The organism is Comamonas testosteroni (assembly GCF_014076415.1).
GTDB lineage: Bacteria > Pseudomonadota > Gammaproteobacteria > Burkholderiales > Burkholderiaceae_C > Comamonas > Comamonas testosteroni_F.
The window spans coordinates 669,469-690,251 of sequence record NZ_CP043568.1 but is presented as its reverse complement, the minus strand read 5'-3'; the positions used below and the strand labels follow the sequence as shown (position 1 = coordinate 690,251).

Sequence of the window (20,783 nt, the reverse complement as noted above, 5' to 3'; positions counted from 1 at the left end):
GCTGCCGCCCCGCAAGGCGACAACACCTGTGAGGAAAAACTAGCCAGTGTGCCCTTGAACGGCTTCCACTGCGCGCAGGATGGCTTCTGACGTGGCAGGCGCCTGCAGTGGAGGGTTCATGCGGTGCTCGCCGGCGGCCGACACCGCATCGCGAATCGCGAAGAACACCGAGAACGGCAGCAGCAGCGGGGGCTCGCCCACGGCCTTGCTGCGGTGGATGGAGTCTTCATAGTTGTCGCCCTCGAACAGGCGCACATTGAAGACCGGCGGGCAGTCATTGGCCGTGGGAATCTTGTAGGTACTGGGCGCATGGGTCGTGAGCTTTCCGGTTTGCGGATGCCAGACCAGCTCTTCGGTGGTCAGCCAGCCCATGCCCTGAATGAAGGCACCCTCCACCTGGCCCACATCGACAGCCGGGTTCAGCGAACGGCCCACGTCATGCAGCACATCGGCACGCAGCAGCTTCCATTCGCCCGTCAGCGTGTCGATGACCACTTCGCTGACGGCTGCACCATAGGCAAAGTAGAAGAAGGGGTGGCCCTTCATGCGCTTGCCATCCCAGTGCAGGCCGGGCGTGGCATAAAAGCCATCCGACCACAGCTGCACACGCTGCAGATAGGCGGCGCGCACGAGCTCGGCAAACGGCACATTCTGGCCATTGACCTGCACCGCATTGTTGGCAAAGCGCACGTCATGGGCATCGCCGCCATGCAGGCGTGCGGCGCATTCAGCCAGACGCTCGCGCAGCTGGCGTGCGGCATCCTGTGCGGCCTTGCCGTTGAGGTCGGCTCCCGTCGATGCCGCCGTGGCCGAGGTGTTGGCCACCTTGCTGGTATCCGTCGCCGTCACGCGCACATTCTCGAATGCCACGCCCAGCTCATGCGCCACGACCTGCGCCACCTTGGTGTTCAGGCCCTGGCCCATTTCGGTACCGCCATGGTTGACGAGAATGGAGCCATCGGTATAGATATGGACCAGTGCGCCGGCCTGGTTGAAGTGGGCCACATTGAAGGAGATGCCGAACTTCAGCGGCGTCAGCGCCAGGCCGCGCTTGAGCACGGCACTGCCGGCGTTGAAGGCATTCACGGCTGCACGACGCGCACGGTAGTCGCTGGACTCCTCAAGCTCGGCCACCAGCTCGTGAATCACGTTATCGGTCACGACCTGCTCGTAAGGCGTGATGTTGCGCTCGCCCTTGCCGTAGAAGTTGACGCGCCGCACATCGAGCGGATCGCGCCCCAGGCTGCGCGCCACCGTATCCAGGATGTTCTCGATGGCAATCGCGCCCTGAGGTCCGCCAAAGCCACGGAAAGCCGTATTGCTCTGGGTGTTGGTCTTGCCCATATAGCCATGCATGAGCACATCGGGCAGCCAGTAGGTATTGTCGAAATGGCAGAGCGCACGCGTCATCACCGGTGCCGACAGATCGGCAGAGTGACCGGCGCGCGAGACCATGGAGATCTCGGCTCCCAGCACGCGGCCTTCATCGTCATAGCCCACCTCGTACTCATACCAGAAGCAGTGACGGCGACCGGTGATCATGAAGTCGTCGTCGCGGTCCAGACGCAGCTTGACCGGCTTTTGCAGCCGGGTGGCCGCCACGGCCGCCACACACGCGAACAGCGCCGACTGCGATTCCTTGCCGCCGAAGCCGCCGCCCATGCGCCGGCATTCCACATGCACGCTGTGCGAAGCCACACCCAGAGCATGAGCCACCAGATGCTGCATCTCGCTGGGATGCTGGGTGGAGCAATGAATATGCACGGCTCCGTCTTCCTTGGGCGTGGCGTAGCTGATCTGCCCTTCCAGATAGAACTGCTCCTGCCCGCCCACATCGAAGGAACCCTTGAGGCGATGCGGCGCGGCATCCATGGCGGCGCGCGCGCCGCCTTCCCGGGTGCTGCGCTCCAGGTGCATGGGCGGCATCACGTACTGGCCCAGCTCATGGGCCTTGCGCGGTGTCAGCACGGGCGGCAGCTCGCTGATGGTGGCCGCAGCCTTGGCCAGGGCGGCCGCACGCCTTGCCGCATCGCGCGAGCGGGCAATCACGGCGAACAGGGGCTGGCCTACGTAGCGGATTTCGCCATCACACAGAATCGGGTCGTCATGAATGATGGAGCCGCAATCGTTGACGCCGGGGATGTCGGCTGCCGTGATCACGTCCACCACTTCGGGCATGGCCCGCACCGCCTCCAGCGCCAGCGCCGTCAAGCGGCCGTGGGCGACGGGGGAGAGGCCCAGGGCGCAATGCAGCGTTCCCTCCAGCTCTGGCAGATCGTCGATATAGGCGGCCTCGCCGGCCACATGCAGATGTGCGGACTCATGCTTGCGGCTGACGCCCACGCGCGCGCCCTGATCATGGGCCTTGGCCTCGGTCACTTCGTCGATGCGATAGGCCTGGTTCTTGCGGTAATCGGCAAAGGCTTCCGCCACCAATTCATTCGACAATTCAAGGGGGTGGTTCATTTCAGACTCCTTGCTCCACGGCGGCGGGAACGACATGGGGCATCACGCTCCAGACACTGGTCGCATCAGTGCCCTGCGGCTGATCGGCGCGCGTTTCCAGCCACAGACGCTGGATCAGGTTCTGCGCCACCTTGAGACGGTAATCGGCGCTGGCACGCATATCGCTCATGGGCTTGAAATCCTGGGCCAGTGCGGCCTGAGCAGCCTTCACGTTCTCCGGGCTCCAGGGCTTGCCGAGCAGGGCCGCTTCCGCGTTGGCAGCTCTTCTGACCGTGGCGGCCATGCCGCCAAAAGCCAGTCGGATGGATTGCACGATATCGCCATCGAGCTCGACGGCAAAGCCGGCGCACAGTGCCGAGATATCGCAGTCGAAGCGCTTGCTGATCTTGTAGCCGCGCACCTGGCGCTGCATGGCCGCCAGCGGCACAGCCAGGGCCTGCACGAACTCTCCGGCCTCCAGCTGGTTCTTCATATAGTCCAGATAGAAATCCGTCAGCGGCATGCGGCGCACGCGCTCGCCCTTGCGCAGCTCGATCTGGGCATCCAGCGCCATCAGCACCGGCGGCGAATCGCCGATAGGCGAACCATTGGCCACATTGCCGCCCATGGTCCCCGCGTGGCGGATGGGCGTGGAGGCAAAGCGCAGCCAGACATCGGTCAGACTGGGCCAGCGTTGCACCAGCGCACTCCAGGCCGATTCCAGCGAGGCACCGGCGCCGATGTACAACTCGCCGCCCTCGGCGTCGGGCCGCACTTCGATGCGCTTCATCTCGGCCACGTCGCCGACATAAATCATGTCGCCCAGGTCGCGAAACTGCTTGTTGACCCAGAGCCCCACATCGGTGGAGCCGGCCACGATGCGGGCCTTGGGCTTGGCCTCGCACAGACCGGCCAGCTCCGCCAGCGTGCGCGGAGCGTGGAAGAAGTCGGTGCGCAGGCCCTGGGGGGCCGCATAGTTCAGACCCGCGTCGCCGGCCTCGGCCTGCAGGCCTTGCAGCGCAGCCACCACGGGCGCCGTATCCAGTCGCACCGCAGGCAGGTCGAACATGCGCTGACCGGCATCGAGAATCGGGCGGTAGCCCGTGCAGCGGCACAGATTGCCCGAGAGTTCGTCGGCCAGTTGCTGGCGCGTGGGCTCGCTGCCCTGCTGCTGGTGATGCTCATAGGCCGACCACAGCGTCATCACGATGCCGGGCGTGCAGAAGCCGCATTGCGAACCATGGCACTCCACCATGGCCTGCTGTACCGGATGCAGGCTTTGCGGGCCTGCCGGCTTGCCGGCGCAGGCAGACTTGCCCGCGCACTGGCTCTTGAGGTCTTCCACCGTGAACAAGGCCTTGCCATGCAGGCTTGGCAGAAACTGAATGCAGGCATTGACGGTCTGCAGGCGCAGGCCGTTGATGGCCTCGGTATCGCCGGCTTCGGCCAGCTCGCCGATGACTACCGTGCAGGCACCGCAGTCGCCTTCGTTGCAGCCTTCCTTGGTGCCGGTGCAATGGGCATCCTCGCGCAGCCATTGGAGCACGGAGCGTGTGGGGTGCGGGCCTTGCACTTCCACCACCTCGCCGCGGTGGAAGAAGCGTATCGGTTGAGAGTTCTGACTGGTGCTCATGATCGTGGGACAGGGTGAGATTGAATGCCTGCATGCAAGATGCATTCCAAACGCAGCATTCGTCAAGATCGAAGGCTACGCCTGCATGGGCAGCTTCTCATACAGACGCGCTCATAGGGGCTATGTAGCGCGTCATATATCCGTGACCAAAATCAAGGGAGAACCCGTATAAAACCCGGCTCCCTACGGGTAAATCCCAGGAAATGGAAACCGAGTCACACTCTCTTATCAATAGCTATTAGCGCCTTCCAATAAACAATTTCATAGATAAAACCATCTGAAATCGTTTATTGACAATCGCTGCAAGCTATCAAATTTTCAGGCATCGCCACCATCCGGAGCCGGACGTACAGGCTCGTCGGCATCGAGCTGGCTGAACACCAGCGTTGCCGCCAGCGTCATCAAGGCCACCGTCACAAAGGTGGCGCGAATGGCCTGCATGCGCTCGTCGCTGTGCGCCGGCCACATATCGCTGAAGCCCGTCAGCAAGGCTCCGGCCAGGGCCACGCCCATGCTCATGGCCAGCATCTGCACCATGGACAGCAGGCTGTTGCCGCTGCTCGCAGACTCGCCCTCCATGTCCTTGAGCGTGACCGAATTCATGGCCGAGAACTGCATGGAGTTGAAGCCGCCGAAGATGAACAGCTGCACCAGCAGCAGCCAGACCGGCGTGCCCGGCACCACCAGCCCGAAGGAGGCCAGCATCACCGCCAGCATCACCGAATTGGCCTGCAGCACGCGCTTGTAGCCAAAGCGCTGCACCGTGCGCACGGCAATGCGCTTGACCAGCATGCTGCCGGTGACGGTAGCCAGCATCATCAGACCCGCGTTCATGGGCGACATCTTGAGACCGACCTGCAGCATCAACGGAATCAGAAACGGAGCGGCACCGCTGCCGAAACGGGTGAACAGATTGCCCAGCAGGCCCACGCGCAGCGAGCGCACCTTGAACAGGCCCGGCGGAAACAACGGCTCATCCACACGCAGCGCATGCATCCAGTAACTGGCCAGACTGGCCAGACCGAACACCATGAGCACCACCACCAGCGCCATGCCCAGCCCCATGCCGGACAGGCCGTCCAGCGCGATGGAAATGGCCACCATGCCGAAGGCCAGCATGGCGTAGCCCGTGCCGTCAAAGCGGTGCACGGGCACGGGCGCGCTGCGCGGGAACCAGCGCCAGGTGGCCCACAGCCCGATCAGTCCCACGGGCACATTGATCCAGAAGATCCAGTGCCAGCTGGCGTACTCCACCATCCAGCCGCCCAGGGTAGGCCCCAGCAGCGGCCCGACCTGGCCGGGAATGGCGATAAAGCTCATGGCGCGAATGAACTCGCCACGCGGATAGGTGCGCAGCACGGCCAGCCGCCCCACGGGCAGCATCATGGCGCCGCCCACGCCCTGCACCACGCGTGCCGCGATCAGAAACGGCAGGCTGGGCGAGAGCGCGCACAGCACCGAGCCCAGCACAAACAGGCCTATCGCCCAGCCGTAGACGCGCCGCGTGCCAAAGCGGTCGGCCACCCAGCCCGTGGCCGGAATCAGCATGGCCGTGGTCAACGCATAGGCCACGATGACGGACTGCATCTTCATCGGGCTCTCGCCCAGCTCGGTCGCCATGGCCGGCAACGCCGTGTTGAGTATGGTCGCGTCCAGCGACTGCATGAAAAAGCCTATGGCCACCAGCCACAGCAGTCTTTCTTTATGGGGGGCACTATGGTGTGCGGTGGGCATCTCACCCATGGGCAGCTCCGGAACGAGGCGTCAAGGCAACAAAAAAGCCGCTGACAAGCAGCGGCTTAAGCAATATGCAGGCGCCAGACCAGAGCGGCCGGCGCGCGAACAATCATTTCACTCAGACCGAGAAGCTGGAGCCGCAGCCGCAGGTAGTCGAGGCATTGGGGTTCTTGATCACGAACTGAGCGCCTTGCAGGTCTTCCTTGTAGTCGATCTCGGCACCCACCAGATACTGATAGCTCATCGAGTCGATCAGCAGCGAGACACCGTTCTTGGTCATGGTGGTGTCGTCGTCGTTGGTGATCTCGTCGAAGGTGAAACCGTACTGGAAACCGGAGCAGCCACCACCTTGCACAAAAACGCGCAGCTTCAGATCGGGATTGCCTTCTTCGGCAATCAGGTCGGCCACCTTGGCAGCAGCGCTGTCGGTGAAGACGATGGGGGAAGGCATTTCGGTGGTCGTGGTTTCAGCAACGGCGCTCATGGCATTACTCCGTAGTTTCTTGATTGCTTGAAATGGTACAGCAAGGGGCTCGGGAATACCGGCCGCATCTGTTTGTCGCCAGAGCAAGTGGGGGCTTTGCGCAAGCGCTGGACAAGGCTGCACCGCCCATGAAAAAACCGCCTGGAACTTGCATTCGAGGCGGCTTTTCTTGAAAAGACTCCGAAGAGTCTTTCCTGCAGGGGACGCGGATTAACGCTTCGAGAACTGCTTGGCGCGGCGTGCGGAGTGCAGACCGACCTTCTTACGTTCGACTTCACGAGCGTCGCGAGTCACGAAGCCGGCTTGGCTCAGTGCAGGCTTCAGCGCTGCGTCATAGTCGATCAGGGCACGAGTGATGCCGTGACGGGTTGCACCGGCTTGACCGGATTCGCCGCCGCCATGGACGTTCACTTGAATGTCGAAAGTCTCCAGGTTCTCAGTCAGAACCAGGGGTTGCTTTGCGATCATGATGGAGGTTTCGCGGCCGAAGTACTGCTGAATGTCCTTGCCATTCACAGTAATCTTGCCGGAGCCCTTCTTCAGAAACACGCGAGCGACGCTGGACTTGCGACGGCCTGTGCCATTGTTCCAATCACCAATCATCTAGGTCTCCTTAGATTTCCAGAGCCTTAGGCTGCTGTGCGGTATGGGGGTGCTCAGCACCGCCGTAAACCTTCAGCTTCTTGATCATGGCGTAGCCCAGAGGACCCTTGGGCAGCATGCCCTTGACGGCCTTCTCGAGAGCACGGCCAGGGAACTTGGCTTGCAGGTCGCGGAAGTTGGTGGCAGTGATGCCGCCGGGGAAACCGGAGTGACGGTAGTACACCTTGTCCAGGTTCTTGGTACCAGTGACCTTGAGCTTGGAGGCGTTGATGATGACGATGTAGTCACCGGTGTCAACGTGAGGTGTGTAAATGGCCTTGTGCTTGCCGCGCAGACGGAGTGCCACTTCGCTGGCGACACGTCCGAGCACCTTATCGGTGGCGTCAATCACAAACCACTCGTGTTGCACCTCAGCGGGCTTTGCGCTGAATGTAGACATGAGTTTTCTCTTTCAAGAGGGTTTGGCGGTCCCTTTTCCGCGGTCGGTGCTTCTTCTTGAAAAAGACAGGTCTTTTAAAGGAAGCCTCTTAGGCGGGGTTACTCGGACCCATTTAAACTTGGCCCAAGCCTTCGCCGCGGGAACCATAAAATCGCTGCGAAGCCCGCCATTATACAAAAACGCCAGAATCTGCGTGTTTTCGTGCAGCAGCCTGTTGTGAAACAGCCCCTAGCGCCTGTTTCTCCCTCTGCACCCAGGCGCCGACAGCCTTTAAAGACCACAGGGTAAAAAGTGCTGTTCCCCTCTTGCCCTGCTGGTTACCATCCATTTCTATGTTCAGTTACCGCCACGCCTTCCATGCAGGCAATCACGCCGATGTGCTCAAGCACACCGTTCTGATTGCCACCGTGCAATACCTCACGCAAAAAGAGGCTGCGCTGACGGTGCTCGACACCCACGGCGGAGCCGGCCTGTACCGCCTGGACGGCGACTACGCCAGCAAGAGCGGCGAGGCCGAAGAAGGCGTGCTGCGCCTGGCTGCCGCCAAGGAGGCCGAGCTGGCCCCGGTGCTGCAGGACTATCTTCAGATGGTGCGTCGCTTCAACCAGGGCAATGCCATCCGCAACTATCCCGGCTCGCCCTTCATCACCCAGGCGCTGCTGCGCGGTCATGACCGTCTCAAGGCCTTTGAGCTGCACCCCACGGACATGCGCTCGCTGACCGGCAACATGGCACAGCTGGAAGTCAGGCGCCAGGTCGCCATCCTGCACGAGGACGGTTTTAAAGGCGTGAAGAAATTCCTGCCTCCGCCATCGCGCCGCGCATTGCTGCTCTGCGATCCGAGCTACGAACTGAAGACCGACTACGGCCGCGTGCTGGATATGGTGGCGGACAGCCTCAAGCGCTTTCCCACAGGCACTTACGCCGTCTGGTACCCCATCATCCCGCGCCCCGAAGCCCATGACCTGCCCAAGCGCCTCAAGACCATGGCCACCAAGGCCGACAAGAGCTGGCTGCATGCAACGCTCACGGTCAAGAGCAACAAGACCTCGGAGCGCGGCGGCCTGCCCGCCAGCGGCATGTTTCTGATCAACCCGCCGTTCAATCTCAAGGATCAGCTCAAGCCTGCCATGCCTCAGCTGGTCAAGCTGCTGGGTCAGGACAGCAATGCAGGATTCACGCTGGAGTCTGGCGGCTGATTGCGCGGCTGCGGGTCGGCCCTTGCCGGCCCCCTCTGCAGTCCGGGCGCACCAGCTCCGCCGGCGGTGCGCCTTCAACCGGAAATAAGGTTCAGCGCTTGCGCTTGGCGGTCTGTGAGACCTTGCGCGCGGGCTGATTCGCGGATGCCGCACGCGTCTTGGCGGCTGCAGCGCCCTGCGCCACACTGGGGTGACGCTTTCGGCTCGACGCATTGAGCGTGGCCGGGCACTCGTCTTCATCGGCGTCCAGCTGCCACAGCTCCACGGGCTTGATGCCCAGTCCCAGCATGCCCAGTTCCTGGGCCGCGGCCTTGCTCAGGTCGATGACGCGACCGGGCGCGAAAGGGCCGCGGTCATTGATACGCACCACCACGCTCTTGCCGGTCACGGAGCTGCGCACGCAAACACGCGTCCCGAAAGGCAGGGTCTTGTGCGCTGCCGTCAGGTCCATGCTGTCGAAGCGCTCGCCGCTGGCCGTCTTGCGACCGTGGAACTGCTCGCCATACCAGGAGGCCAGACCCGCCTGATCGCTTTCACGCGGAGGGCTCAGCTCGTACTTGTTGCTGTCTTCGGGCAGGTCTGCCTTGTCGGCATCCGCAGGCTTGTTGGCCTTGACGCCCAGACCTTTGTCGCGATAGTTGCTGCGCGCATAGGCGTCGGGCAGCAGCGGGGCCGAGACCGTGGGCTGCGCGCCCTTTTTTCGGGACTGGCTCTGAGCGACGGGGGGCTGCTCCTCGGGCTTTTCCTGCAGTGGAGCACAGCCGGCCATGGTCGCGGTAACGACGGCAAGACCTATCCACTGACAACAACGCAAGCGCCAAAATTTCGGTTGCACGGGCGCAATCTCCTTGAAAGCTCAAGTGAGAGCCGCCCAAGACCGGCCGCCTCGCAGCCGGCAAGCTTTTGGCTTACAGACCCAGACGGTCGCAGATCTCCAGAGTGGCGACGCTCTGGTTCATCGTATAGAAGTGCAGCCCGGGAGCACCCTGGCTGCGCAACTGCTCGCATAGATGAGTCACGACATCCAGACCGAACGCACGAATGGAAGCGGTGTCATCTCCGAACGCCTGCAGACGCAGACGAATCCAGCGCGGAATCTCGGCACCACATGCATCCGAGAAGCGCATCAGCTGTGTAGAGCTGGTAATCGGCATGATTCCTGGCACGACCGGCACGTCGAGCCCCAGAGCCCTCACCTCATCGACAAAGCGCATGTATGCGTCGGCATTGTAGAAGTATTGCGTGATGGCGGAATCTGCACCAGCGCGCACTTTAGCAACAAATGCGTCCAGATCGCTGCGAGGGGACTTTGCTTGAGGGTGAGTTTCGGGATAGGCGGCAACTTCGATGTGAAACCAGTCGCCGAACTCCTGGCGCACGAATGCCACCAGATCGCTGGCGTACTGGAACTCGCCGCCCAGGCCGTAGCCGCTGGGCAGGTCGCCGCGCAAGGCGACGATGCGCTTGACGCCCATGGCCTTGAGTTCGTTCAGCTCGGCGCGCACTTTTTCATGCGTGGCGCCGATGCAGGAAAAGTGCGAGGCCGCGCCCACACCCTCGTTCTGGATGTCGCGCACCATGGTGAAGGTGCCGGCCTGGGTGGAGCCGCCCGCGCCATAGGTCACGGAGCAGAACTCGGGCTTGCGCGCATACAGGGCCTGGCGCACGCCCACATGCTTGGCAGCGCCTTCGGGCGTCTTGGTGGGAAAAAACTCGAAGCTGACGGGAAAGCTCATGGCGGTCTATGTCTCTGAATCCTGGGTCATGGGCGGGCTCCGAAGACTCGGCACCCGCCACGCTCTTGTGCTCAGCGCTGCTTGCGCTTTCTACTCAACGCTCGTTTCGCTTTTTGCTCAGCGCTCGTTTCGCTTTTTCTGCTTGCTGCGGGCCGGGCCGGGCTGGCCGAAGCTGGCCACCTCGGGGTCTTCATACAGCTCCTGCTTGGCGCGCTGGGCCTTGATGTCGGCACGCGAAGGGCGCTTGGCGGCCGCCTTGACGGCAGGCCTGGCCGCAGCCGCTTCGTCTGCAACGGCCGGGGCCGGAGCCCTGACTTCAGCGCCCTGCTGGGCCCAGACAAAGAATTCGTGATTGCCGTCGCCGCCTTCTATGGGCGAGTCCAGCCACTGCTTGACGCTCAGCCCCAGATCGCCGAGGCAGTCGCGAATGCGCTTTTCGACCTCGGCGTACAAGGCAGTGTCGCGCACGATGCCGCCCTTGCCGATCTGGCCGGGCTGGAGCTCGAACTGGGGCTTGACCAGCATCAGCAGCTGGCCATGGGGCTTGAGCAGCTGCACCACGGCAGGCAGCACCAGGGTCAGCGAGATGAAGGACAGATCTCCGGTCACGAAATCAAAGGCCGGGCTGATGTCGATATTCTCGGTGCCGGGCTTGCGGCGCAGTTCCACCGGAGCCAGGCCCTCGGCCCTGGCCTTGGCCTTGGCGGCGCGCTCGGCCTTGAAGCTCTCGACATCCTGCTCCTTGGCATCGTCGCTGTCGTCATAGTCCTCATCGACCTGACCGCCGTTGCGCATCCAGGCATAGGGAGCGACGGGCTGGGTGTCGTTGTCCTCCTCTTCCTCGATGACTTCGCACAGCGCCTCGTCGCAGGCTTTTTCCAGCAGCTCGGGCGTCAGCGCGCGGGCGTTGAAGCCCTCGACGCAGACCACGCGCTCGTCATTTTTCAGGCGCTCATGCAGCTGGCCGTGGCCCACGTCGATGCCGATGACCTGGGTTGCACCGGCCTGCAGCAGGCAATCGGTGAAGCCGCCCGTGCTCTGGCCCACGTCCAGACAGCGCAAACCCTTGACGCTCAGGCCGGTCGCGGCCAGCGCGCCTTCGAGCTTGAGCCCGCCGCGCGAGATGTATTTGGCCTCGGCGGCGTCCAGCAGCTGCAGCTCGGCACCGGCAGGAATGTCATCGCCGTTCTTGGCCACCTTCTTCCAGGGCGCCAGCGGCGTCAGGCGCCACTCCACACCCGAGGCGATCAGGCGCTGGGCCTGGGAACGGGTGGCAGCATGACCTGCTTCAACCAGAAAAACATCTGCGCGCATAGCGTCGCTTCCTTTGAAATAAACCGGCGCCAGGCGCTGCAGTCAAGAAAATCTTTTTTTTAATAGCTGCCTGCGCTTATCTTGTCTTAGTTTCAGATTTAAATTCATCTGAAATCAAGGTACGACAAGCGCAATAAGCTATCAAATAAATCAACACAGCCCCAATACTGGCGCACACCAAACAAGGGACAGCGAGCAAGAGCCGCCTCGCAGCGAGGCTGTCGTCCCCCTCCGGCGAAGCCAGAGAGGGGGAAGGCGCAAAGCGCCTCAGGGGGAGTTAATAGCGATACGTTTCAGGCTTGTAAGGGCCTTGCTTGCTCACGCCGATATAAGCGGCTTGCTCGTCGCTCAGCTCGGTCAGCATGGCACCGACCTTCTTCAGGTGCAGGCGGGCGACCTTTTCGTCCAGGATCTTGGGCAGCACATAGACCTTGCCCACTTCGTAGGCATCGGGGCGGGTGAACAGCTCGATCTGCGCCAGGGTCTGGTTGGCAAAGGAGTTGGACATCACAAAGCTGGGGTGGCCGGTGGCGCAGCCCAGGTTCACCAGACGGCCCTTGGCCAGCAGGGTGATCTTCTTGCCGTCGGGAAACTCGATCTGGTCCACCTGGGGCTTCACTTCTTCCCACTTGTACTTTTCGATCGAAGCCACATCGATTTCGTTGTCGAAGTGACCGATGTTGCAGACGATCGCCTGATCCTTCATGGCAACCATGTGCTCGTGGCGGATGATGTCCTTGTTGCCGGTGGTGGTCACGAAGATGTCGGCCTTGTCGGCAGCGTATTCCATGGTCACGACCTTGTAGCCTTCCATGGCGGCCTGCAGGGCGTTGATGGGGTCGATCTCTGTCACCCACACCTGGGCCGACAGCGCGCGCAGAGCCTGGGCGGAGCCCTTGCCCACGTCGCCGTAGCCGGCCACGCAAGCCACCTTGCCGGCGATCATCACGTCGGTGGCGCGCTTGATGCCGTCCACCAGCGATTCGCGGCAGCCGTACAGGTTGTCGAACTTGGACTTGGTCACCGAGTCGTTGACGTTGATGGCGCGGAACAGCAGCGTGCCCTTGGCCGACATTTCGTTCAGGCGGTGCACACCGGTGGTGGTTTCCTCGGTCACGCCCATGATCTGGGCCGACTTGCGGCTGTACCAGGTGGGGTCCACGGCCAGCTTGGCCTTGATGGCGGCGAAGACGATGCGCTCTTCTTCCGAGCCGGGGTTGGCCAGCACGGACAGGTCCTTCTCGGCGCGCTTGCCCAGGTGCATGAGCATGGTGGCATCGCCGCCGTCGTCCAGGATCATGTTGGGGCCTTCGCCTTCGGTGCCGGCAGCACCGAATTCAAAGATGGAGTGGGTGTAGTTCCAGTAGTCTTCCAGCGACTCGCCCTTGATGGCGTAGACAGGCACGCCGGTTTCGGCGATGGCGGCAGCTGCGTGGTCCTGGGTCGAGAAGATGTTGCACGAGGCCCAGCGCACTTGTGCGCCCAGAGCCGTCAGCGTCTCGATCAGCACGGCCGTCTGGATGGTCATGTGCAGCGAGCCTGTGATGCGCGCGCCCTTCAGGGGCTGGGCAGCGGCGAACTCCTCGCGCACGGCCATCAGACCGGGCATTTCGGTTTCGGCGATCCTGATTTCCTTGCGGCCCCAGGCAGCCAGGGAAATATCGGTAATGGCCGAATCAGCGGGGTTGAAGCGCACGGCAGCGTTCATGGTTTTCTCCAAATCTTGAATGAAAAACCACGTTCTGCAGCAGAGGGGGAATAAACCGGCTCACCGCACAGAAAGCGTGGGCGAGCGTCGTTGCGGGATGAAATCCGAGCCTCACGCCCCACGCAGACCAGCTCATGGCTGGCTGGGGAACGCTGCAACGCTCCTCGGATGGAGGGCGATTATAAGGGAATCAGCCTTCCAGGCCCACCAAGCGATAACCGACTTGCAACTCGGTTACCAGATGCCGGGGCTGGGCCGGATCGCTCTCTATCTTCTGGCGCAGGTTGGCCATGTGCACGCGCAGATAGTGAGGGCGGTCCAGATATTCCGCCCCCCAGACCTGCAGCAGCAGCTGGCGATGCGTCAGCACCTTGCCATGGCCGGCAATCAGCGTCGCCAGCAGACGGAACTCTATGGGCGTCAGGTGCACGGCCACTCCGTCACGCTTGACATCGTGCGCCGCCAGATCCACCTCCACCGCGCCGAAACGCGCACAGTTGCCGGGCTTGTCTGCCGCCGATGCCTGCTGGCGGCGGCGCAGCATCACGCGCAACCTGGCCAGCAGCTCGGGCACGCCAAAGGGCTTGGTCAGGTAATCATCGGCACCGGCGTCCAGCGCCGCCACCTTTTCCTCTTCCCGCTCGCGCGCGGACAGGATCAGAATCGGCAACTGGCTCCAGCCGCGCAGCTCGGCAATCACGGTCTTGCCATCGGCATCGGGCAGCCCCAGGTCCAGCACCACGGCGTCGGGCTGTCGGCTGGCGGCCTCGATCAGGCCGCGCCTGGCGGTTTCGGACTCGAACACCTGCCAGCCTTCGTCCTCCAGTGCCAGGCGGACAAAGCGGCGGATGCTGGCGTCGTCTTCAATCAGCAAAATGCGGGGGGCGGAGCTCGTCATGTCGGGATTTCAATTGATGCACGAGATTGTCGGCTCATTCGTCCATGGCCGGTTGCTCGGGCACGGGCAGGTGTACGCTGAAAATGGTGCCCGGCCCGGGGTCTGCCGCCGCCACCCGCAATCTGCCGCCATGGGCTTGCACAATGCGCTGAGCCAGAGCCAGCCCGAGCCCCATGCCAAACACGGCACTCTCCGCCTGCCCACGGGTAAACGGCTCGAACAGTTGCTCAGCCGACAGATGCCCGGGCAGGCCCGGCCCCGCGTCCTGCACGCTCAGCACACAGTCGCCGTCGGTCACGCTGGCGCCCATGGTGATCGTCGTGCCTTCGGGCGTGTACTTGATGGCGTTGTCCAGCAGATTGACCAGCACACGCTCCATCAGCACGGCATCGAGCTGCAGCAAGGGCAGATCTGCCGGCAGCGAGGTCTGCAGCACATGAGCGGCCAGTCGCTCGCGCATCTGCGCCAGCGCGCTACCCACCAGCTCGTCCACCGGCAGCCATTCGCGCTTGAGCTGCACACCGCCTTGCTGCAGGCGCGCCATGGCCAGCAGGTTGTCCACCAGTTGCTGCAGCGCCTGAGCCTGATTGCGAATCTGCACCAGCATATGATGCGCCGGCCCTTGCGGCGCATGCGGCAAGGCCGCCTGGGCCGCACCCAGAATGCCCGTCAGCGGCGTACGCAGATCATGCGAGACAGCTGAGAGCAAGGTGTTGCGCATGCGCTCGCCCTCCATGGCGATCTGGGTCTGCTGCGCCACCTCCACAAAGTGCACACGCTCCAATGCCAGGGCGATCTGGCTGGCACAGGCTTCAAGCAGGCGTCGCTCCTCGGGCACGCGCAATCGTTGCGGCGCACGCAACTGCAGCACCAGCACGCCGCGCGAGCGCACGGGCGCCATCAGCGGTACATAAAGCGCCGGCGCGGCAGCCAGGGTATCGGTGCCGTGGCCGGCCATCTGGCCATGCTCCATGCTCCAGCGACCCACGCTGGTGTCGATCTGGGCTTCGCTGCCATGCGCCAGCTGCAAGCGCTCATCGGCATCGGGCACCAGCAGCCCGGTCTGGGCATCAAAAACGCCTGAAATCGTAGCCAGCGCAATTTGCGTGACCTGCTCCTGCGTCAGCGCACCCGACAGATCACGCGCCAGCCTGGCCAGCGCGCCGGCACGTCGTTCGCGCTCTGCGGCCACGCGCGCCTCGTGGCGCAGCCGCGCCGTCAGCTGGCCGCAGACCAGGGCCACACCCAGCATCAGGCTAAAGGTGAACAGGTATTGCGTATCGTTGACGCTGAAAGAGTTGCGCGGCGGCACAAAATAGAAATCGAACAGCAGCACCGACAACAGGGCCGCCCATGCTCCGGGGCCGCGCCCCCAGCGCACGGCGGACAGCACCACCACCAGCAGGAAAAGCATGACCACATTGGCCGGGTCGAACACCCGCAGCAGCAGCTCCGCCACCGCCGTAGCGGCCAGGCATGCCAAGGTCACGCCCGCGTAGCCCTTCCACGGAATGGTCTTTTCACGCGCCGCCGGCAATCGCAAGGTGCTGTCATTCTTGCTTTGCTTGACGGACAGCAGCAGCACGTCCAGGCCGGGATCCAGCGCCGCAATCTGTTCGGACAGGCTGGAGGCACGCCAGCGCAGCCAGCGGCTCAAAGGTTCATGCACACGTGCCAGCACCAGATGACTGGCATTGCGCTCACGCGCAAAGTCCACCAGAGCCTGGGCCACATGGGCACCTGGAATCGTGGCCGTTTCCGCGCCCAGGCGCGCAGCCAGCGCCAGGGTCTTGAGCACGGCCTCCTGCGCCGCCCGAGGCCGATGCTGGCGCTCCGGAGCATCCACGTAGACCACCACCCAGTCGGCCTCCAGCCGCCTTGCCAGGCGTGCCACCTGGCGCACCAGGGCATCGTCACCGGCGCGGCCGCCGACGCCCACCAGCAGGCGCTCGCGCGTGGGCCAGACATCGCCGATGGAGCGCTCGCGGCGGTAGTCGCGCATGTCTTCATCGACACGATCTGCCGTGCGGCGCAAGGCCAGCTCGCGCAGTGCCAGCAAATTGCCCTGGCGAAAGAAGTTGCGCGAGGCCCGCTCGGCCTGCTCCAGCGGATAGACCTTGCCCGACTTGAGGCGCTTGAGCAGCTCTTCGGGTGGAATGTCGACCACGATGACCTCGTCGGCATCGTCAAAGATATGGTCGGGAACGGTCTCATGGACCTGTATGCCCACAATGCCGCCCACCACATCATTGAGGCTTTCCAGGTGCTGGACGTTGAGCGTGGTCCACACCTCGATACCCGCCTCCAGCAGCTCCTGCACATCCTGCCAGCGCTTGGGATGGCGTGAGCCGCTCACATTGCTGTGTGCCAGCTCGTCGAGCAGCAGCACCTCCGGGCGGCGTGCCAGAGCTGCATCGAGATCGAACTCGTCCAGCTGCCTGCCCTGGTAGGCCAGCGTGCGCCGCGGCAGCAGCTCCAGGTCATGCAGTTGCTGCTCGGTCTCGGCACGGCCATGCGTTTCCACCAGCCCCACCAGAACCTTGCGCCCGGCCTGCCGCTCGCGCTGCGCGGCCGCCAGCATGGAATAGGTCTTGCCCACTCCGGCATTGGAGCCGAAGTAGATGCGCAGCTTGCCGAGATGGGCGCGCTGCCGGTCTGCCTGAAGTTGAGCGACCAACGCGTCGGGGTCGGGGCGCTGCGCGGCGGATGAAGGTGTGGATGAAGGCATCAGGCGATCAGCGTATCACTCAAGCCCGGTCAGAACCCGGCACTCAGGCCAAGCAGCCAGCCGCTGCGCGCCAGATCACGCCATTGGCCACGACTGTTGACGGCGCTGTAGTACCTGGCATCGGCCGAGGTGCCCGCGTACGCAAGCGATGCTGTCCATGGGCCCCAGGCCCTGGATAGCGAGATGCGCCAGTCGGCATAGGAAACATCGCTGTAGTTGCGCACCCAGGTATAGCCGCCATGCAGGCCCAAGGTGGCGAGATCGCCCAGCGGATGCTGATAGTTCAGATCCAGATACTGGCTGCCGCGACTGCTGCCCGCTGGTTGCAGCGCAGTGGCGAACGCCGAGTCGGCGGTACTCTCGCCCAGGCCGAAATAAGGCGTCAGCGCCACAGACCATTTGATGCTCAGACCACCATGAGTCGTCCCCAGATAGAACTCGGTGGTGTCAAAGCGTTTGCTGCTGCCATCGCTTGCGCCCAGGCGGGCGCCGGGATAGCGGTACTGCAAAACCCCGGCATCCAGCAACCAGTCAGGCACGAGCTCGCCGCGCCAGCCACCATAGATATCGTGCTCCAGCCCCTGGCCCCGGCCGTAGCTGTTGGTAGAGACATTGGACAGCGACGTGCCCAGATAGAAGCCCTTGGGCAAGGCCAGTTCCACTGCGCCCTGCACGGCCGCACCTTGCCAGGTCTGCGAGATGCCGCGAAAGCGGTAGTCACTGATCAGGCTCAGCGAGCCGGTCAGGGCAGACTTGCTCTCGGCCGGCACAGCAGCTGTGGTTTCAGAAGCAGATTGCGCTGTTGCCTCCTCGGCAGCAGAGGAATTGGCACAGCTCAAGGCAGTCATCAACAACGCAGAGCTGATGACCCAGGAACGCGATGTGTGAAATGTTTTTTGGGGAAGGGAAAGACGCATGATGGTGAAGCAAACAGATCAGACTTGCCGCGCCCGCCGGGGACGCGGACAAGCCAGAGAAACGAGAGAGCAAGGCCTGGATAGGACTTAGACGAGGCCCAGAACGGTCAGCAGCATGTCGATGAGCTTGATGCCCACAAACGGCACGATCAGCCCGCCCAGGCCATAGATCAGCAGGTTTCGGCGCAGCAGCAGGGCCGCACCCACGGCGCGATACTGCACACCACGCAAGGCCAGCGGCACCAGGGCGATGATGATCAGTGCATTGAAGATCACGGCACTCAGGATCGCGGAATCCGCGCTGTGCAGCTGCATCACGTTGAGCGAGGCCAGTTGCGGATAAGTGCCCACAAAGGCGGCCGGAATGATGGCGAAATACTTGGCCACATCGTTGGCAATGCTGAAGGTGGTCAGCGCGCCGCGTGTCATCAGCATCTGCTTGCCGGTTTCCACCACCTCGATCAGCTTGGTGGGGTTGCTGTCCAGATCCACCATGTTGCCGGCCTCTTTGGCAGCCTGGGTGCCGCTGTTCATGGCCACGGCCACATCGGCCTGGGCCAGGGCCGGCGCATCGTTGGTTCCGTCCCCCGTCATTGCCACCAGGCGGCCCGCCGCCTGGTGCGAGCGGATCAGCTGCAGCTTGTCTTCGGGCTTGGCTTCGGCAAGGTAGTCATCCACCCCGGCCTCGGCGGCAATGGCAGCTGCCGTCAGCGGGTTGTCGCCCGTCACCATCACCGTCTTTATGCCCATGCGGCGCAGTTCGGCAAATCGGTCACGCATGCCTGGCTTGACGATGTCCTTGAGCTCGATCACGCCCAGCACCTTGGCGCCATCGGCCACCACCAAAGGCGTGCTGCCCTTGCGCGAGACGTTATCCACGGACAGTTGCACCTGAGCCGGGAAGCTGCCTCCCAGCGCCTCGACATGCCGGCGCACGGCATCGGCGGCTCCCTTGCGCAAGCTGCGCAAGCCTTGCGGGCTCTGCAGATCCACCCCACTCATACGCGTCTGTGCGGTAAAGGGGACGAACTCGCCCGGAAAATCCGCACTGCTGCGATCGGGCAAGCCATGGCGCTCCCTGGCCAGAGCCACCACGCTGCGGCCTTCAGGTGTTTCATCTGCCAGAGATGACAGCTGTGCGGCTTCGGCCAGTTGCGCGGCGCTCATTCCGGGAGCCGGCAGAAACTCGCAGGCCTGGCGGTTTCCCAGGGTGATGGTGCCGGTCTTGTCCAGCAGCAGCACGTCCACATCACCGGCAGCCTCCACGGCCCGACCCGAAGTGGCAATGACATTGGCCTGCATCATGCGGCTCATGCCCGCCACGCCAATGGCCGACAGCAGGCCGCCAATGGTGGTCGGAATCAGGCAGACCAGCAGCGCAATCAGCACGGCAATACCGACCACCGAGCCCGTTCCGGCCTGTGACACCGCAAAGGCCGAGAAAGGCCACAGCGTGACGATGACCAGCAGAAAGACCAGCGTCAGCCCTACGAGCAAAATCGTCAGAGCCATCTCGTTCGGAGTCTTCTGGCGCTTGGCCGACTCGACCATGGAGATCATGCGATCCAGAAACGACTCGCCGGGGTTTACCGTGACTTCCACCACCAGCCAGTCCGACAGCACGCGCGTGCCGCCGGTCACCGACGAGAAGTCGCCTCCGGCCTCGCGGATCACGGGTGCGGATTCGCCGGTGATCGCGCTTTCGTCCACCGAAGCAACGCCTTCTATCACCGTACCGTCAAGCGCAATCGTGTCGCCGGCTTCCACGAAGATGACCACGCCCTTGCGCAGTTCGCTGGCGCGCATGGGAATCCATGAGCTGCCGAAATGCGGTTGCTGCAGCAGCTTGGCCACGGTATCGCGCTTCATGCCGCGCAGGCTGGCGGCCTGGGCGCGGCTGCGGCCCTCGGCCAATGCTTCGGCAAAGTTGGCAAACAGCACGGTGAACCACAGCCACAGCGCAATCGCCAGAACAAAGCCGCTGTTCTCGCTGCCCGGCTCCATCAGGCTCTGCCACCACAACAGACTGCTCAGGATCGCGCCCAGATACACCACAAACATCACTGGGTTGGCCCACTGCGTACGCGGCGAGAGTTTGCGCACCGCATCTCCCAGAGCCGACTTCACCAGCCTGGCATCGAGCAGGCTGCGGCCTGCCGTCATTTTCTTTGTGCTCATGGCTTACTCCTTCACTGCGCTGCTAGCGGGCTGCAAGGCGTCCAGCGCCAGATTGAGCTGCAGCACATTCACGCGCGGCTCCCCCAGCAAACCCAGGCTGCGCTTCTCCGTGGCCTGGGCCAGCAGCTCCTGCAGCCTGGCCTGGGGCAGCTGACGTGCCTGCGCCACACGAGCTAGCTGAAGCAGGGCATTGGCCATCGAGATATGCGGGTCCAGGCCCGATGCCGACGCCGTGACCGCATCCACCGGCACCGCCAGGTCTGCGGGCAGACCGTTATCGGCGCGGTACTGCGCGACACGCTGCGCCACGGCTTCGGACAGGTCCTTGTGCGTTGCCCCCTGGTTGCTGGCACCAGACAGGCCGGCGTTGTAGGGATCCGCCATGTTTGCCCCGTCCTGGTTCGGATCGGGAGCGACCGTGGCGCTGGGACGGCCATGGAAGTACTGCGGCCCGGTGAATTGCTGGCCGATCAGAGCAGAGCCCACGATCCGGCCCTGGCGCTCGATCAGGCTGCCATTGGCTGCATGGGGAAACAGTGCCTGCGCCACACCCGTGGTCAGCAAGGGATAGGCAATGCCGGAGACTGCCATCACCAGCAGGGCCGTGCGCACGCTGCTGCCCAGCAGACGTGGCCAGGAGGCGGATTGCGCCTCGGGTTGCGCTTGTGCATGGCTTGGCAGCACGGAAGCGCAAAGAGTTTGAGTCGATGTTTTCATGATTTGCTCCCTGGTCTGCAGCCGTGCATGGACTGCAGACCATTGGC

General features: G+C 63.3%; 16 protein-coding genes and 1 riboswitch. Of the genes, 1 reads left to right on the top strand and 15 read right to left on the bottom strand.

Features of this window, described 5'->3' with window-relative positions; all coding sequences use genetic code 11:
- Positions 1-39: 39 nt before the first annotated feature.
- From xdhB to rplM, 6 genes are all read right to left on the bottom strand, one after another.
- Positions 40-2,466: a xanthine dehydrogenase molybdopterin binding subunit gene (gene xdhB, locus F0P97_RS03110; RefSeq protein WP_182285576.1), complete on the bottom strand. Its 2,427-nt coding sequence runs from the start codon at positions 2,464-2,466 to the stop codon at positions 40-42.
- Position 2,467: 1 nt separating this feature from the next.
- Positions 2,468-4,078: a xanthine dehydrogenase small subunit gene (gene xdhA, locus F0P97_RS03105; protein ID WP_182285575.1), complete on the bottom strand. Its 1,611-nt coding sequence runs from the start codon at positions 4,076-4,078 to the stop codon at positions 2,468-2,470.
- Between the two features lie 318 nt (positions 4,079-4,396).
- The gene (mdtD, locus tag F0P97_RS03100; RefSeq protein WP_182285574.1) at positions 4,397-5,821 is read right to left on the bottom strand and encodes a multidrug transporter subunit MdtD; all 1,425 of its coding nucleotides are present in this window, start codon (positions 5,819-5,821) and stop codon (positions 4,397-4,399) included.
- 112 nt (positions 5,822-5,933) lie between these two features.
- Complete coding sequence (erpA, locus tag F0P97_RS03095; RefSeq protein ID WP_003059000.1) at positions 5,934-6,299, bottom strand: iron-sulfur cluster insertion protein ErpA; 366 nt, start codon at positions 6,297-6,299, stop codon at positions 5,934-5,936.
- Between the two features lie 210 nt (positions 6,300-6,509).
- Positions 6,510-6,902, bottom strand: a complete 393-nt coding sequence (rpsI, locus tag F0P97_RS03090) for a 30S ribosomal protein S9 (RefSeq protein WP_003059002.1) — start codon at positions 6,900-6,902, stop codon at positions 6,510-6,512.
- 10 nt (positions 6,903-6,912) lie between these two features.
- Complete coding sequence (gene rplM, locus F0P97_RS03085; RefSeq protein WP_003059004.1) at positions 6,913-7,341, bottom strand: 50S ribosomal protein L13; 429 nt, start codon at positions 7,339-7,341, stop codon at positions 6,913-6,915.
- Positions 7,342-7,673: 332 nt separating this feature from the next.
- Here rplM and F0P97_RS03080 point away from each other — a divergent pair, with 332 nt between their 5' ends.
- Positions 7,674-8,540: a 23S rRNA (adenine(2030)-N(6))-methyltransferase RlmJ gene (locus F0P97_RS03080; RefSeq protein WP_182285573.1), complete on the top strand. Its 867-nt coding sequence runs from the start codon at positions 7,674-7,676 to the stop codon at positions 8,538-8,540.
- A gap of 91 nt (positions 8,541-8,631) precedes the next feature.
- On the opposite strand, the gene F0P97_RS03075 is transcribed toward F0P97_RS03080, so the two are convergent.
- The 9 genes from F0P97_RS03075 to kdpC all read right to left on the bottom strand — a co-directional run bounded on the left by F0P97_RS03075 (position 8,632) and on the right by kdpC (position 20,736).
- Complete coding sequence (locus F0P97_RS03075; protein ID WP_182287086.1) at positions 8,632-9,309, bottom strand: septal ring lytic transglycosylase RlpA family protein; 678 nt, start codon at positions 9,307-9,309, stop codon at positions 8,632-8,634.
- A gap of 139 nt (positions 9,310-9,448) precedes the next feature.
- Positions 9,449-10,276 (bottom strand): methylenetetrahydrofolate reductase [NAD(P)H], encoded by an 828-nt coding sequence (gene metF, locus F0P97_RS03070; protein ID WP_003061724.1) that lies wholly within the window; start codon positions 10,274-10,276, stop codon positions 9,449-9,451.
- A 117-nt stretch (positions 10,277-10,393) separates the two neighbouring features.
- Positions 10,394-11,590, bottom strand: a complete 1,197-nt coding sequence (locus tag F0P97_RS03065) for a TlyA family RNA methyltransferase (protein WP_182285572.1) — start codon at positions 11,588-11,590, stop codon at positions 10,394-10,396.
- A 277-nt stretch (positions 11,591-11,867) separates the two neighbouring features.
- Complete coding sequence (gene ahcY, locus F0P97_RS03060) at positions 11,868-13,298, bottom strand: adenosylhomocysteinase (RefSeq protein ID WP_054074378.1); 1,431 nt, start codon at positions 13,296-13,298, stop codon at positions 11,868-11,870.
- Between the two features lie 75 nt (positions 13,299-13,373).
- Positions 13,374-13,470, bottom strand: a riboswitch (S-adenosyl-L-homocysteine riboswitch).
- A gap of 18 nt (positions 13,471-13,488) precedes the next feature.
- Positions 13,489-14,196, bottom strand: a complete 708-nt coding sequence (locus tag F0P97_RS03055; protein ID WP_182285571.1) for a response regulator — start codon at positions 14,194-14,196, stop codon at positions 13,489-13,491.
- A gap of 34 nt (positions 14,197-14,230) precedes the next feature.
- On the bottom strand, positions 14,231-16,924 hold the full coding sequence (locus tag F0P97_RS03050) for a sensor histidine kinase (protein ID WP_182285570.1): 2,694 nt from the start codon (positions 16,922-16,924) through the stop codon (positions 14,231-14,233).
- 29 nt (positions 16,925-16,953) lie between these two features.
- Positions 16,954-17,841 (bottom strand): TorF family putative porin, encoded by an 888-nt coding sequence (locus F0P97_RS03045; RefSeq protein ID WP_182285569.1) that lies wholly within the window; start codon positions 17,839-17,841, stop codon positions 16,954-16,956.
- Positions 17,842-17,928: 87 nt separating this feature from the next.
- Complete coding sequence (gene kdpB, locus F0P97_RS03040) at positions 17,929-20,019, bottom strand: potassium-transporting ATPase subunit KdpB (protein WP_182285568.1); 2,091 nt, start codon at positions 20,017-20,019, stop codon at positions 17,929-17,931.
- A 3-nt stretch (positions 20,020-20,022) separates the two neighbouring features.
- A complete protein-coding gene (kdpC, locus tag F0P97_RS03035; RefSeq protein ID WP_182285567.1) occupies positions 20,023-20,736 on the bottom strand; it encodes a K(+)-transporting ATPase subunit C in 714 nt (237 codons plus the stop codon).
- Positions 20,737-20,783 lie beyond the last annotated feature (47 nt).

What these genes read in the sequence shown, in the direction of transcription:
- F0P97_RS03045 (WP_182285569.1), bottom strand. Translation starts at nt 17,841, where the DNA reads ATGCGTCTTTCCCTTCCCCAAAAAACATTTCACACATCGCGTTCCTGG.
- ahcY (WP_054074378.1), bottom strand. Translation starts at nt 13,298, where the DNA reads ATGAACGCTGCCGTGCGCTTCAACCCCGCTGATTCGGCCATTACCGAT.
- F0P97_RS03080 (WP_182285573.1), top strand. Translation starts at nt 7,674, where the DNA reads ATGTTCAGTTACCGCCACGCCTTCCATGCAGGCAATCACGCCGATGTG.
- metF (WP_003061724.1), bottom strand. Translation starts at nt 10,276, where the DNA reads ATGAGCTTTCCCGTCAGCTTCGAGTTTTTTCCCACCAAGACGCCCGAA.
- kdpC (WP_182285567.1), bottom strand. Translation starts at nt 20,736, where the DNA reads ATGAAAACATCGACTCAAACTCTTTGCGCTTCCGTGCTGCCAAGCCAT.
- F0P97_RS03050 (WP_182285570.1), bottom strand. Translation starts at nt 16,924, where the DNA reads ATGCCTTCATCCACACCTTCATCCGCCGCGCAGCGCCCCGACCCCGAC.
- F0P97_RS03055 (WP_182285571.1), bottom strand. Translation starts at nt 14,196, where the DNA reads ATGACGAGCTCCGCCCCCCGCATTTTGCTGATTGAAGACGACGCCAGC.
- F0P97_RS03075 (WP_182287086.1), bottom strand. Translation starts at nt 9,309, where the DNA reads ATGGCCGGCTGTGCTCCACTGCAGGAAAAGCCCGAGGAGCAGCCCCCC.
- kdpB (WP_182285568.1), bottom strand. Translation starts at nt 20,019, where the DNA reads ATGAGCACAAAGAAAATGACGGCAGGCCGCAGCCTGCTCGATGCCAGG.
- mdtD (WP_182285574.1), bottom strand. Translation starts at nt 5,821, where the DNA reads ATGGGTGAGATGCCCACCGCACACCATAGTGCCCCCCATAAAGAAAGA.
- xdhB (WP_182285576.1), bottom strand. Translation starts at nt 2,466, where the DNA reads ATGAACCACCCCCTTGAATTGTCGAATGAATTGGTGGCGGAAGCCTTT.
- xdhA (WP_182285575.1), bottom strand. Translation starts at nt 4,078, where the DNA reads ATGAGCACCAGTCAGAACTCTCAACCGATACGCTTCTTCCACCGCGGC.
- rpsI (WP_003059002.1), bottom strand. Translation starts at nt 6,902, where the DNA reads ATGATTGGTGATTGGAACAATGGCACAGGCCGTCGCAAGTCCAGCGTC.
- F0P97_RS03065 (WP_182285572.1), bottom strand. Translation starts at nt 11,590, where the DNA reads ATGCGCGCAGATGTTTTTCTGGTTGAAGCAGGTCATGCTGCCACCCGT.
- erpA (WP_003059000.1), bottom strand. Translation starts at nt 6,299, where the DNA reads ATGAGCGCCGTTGCTGAAACCACGACCACCGAAATGCCTTCCCCCATC.
- rplM (WP_003059004.1), bottom strand. Translation starts at nt 7,341, where the DNA reads ATGTCTACATTCAGCGCAAAGCCCGCTGAGGTGCAACACGAGTGGTTT.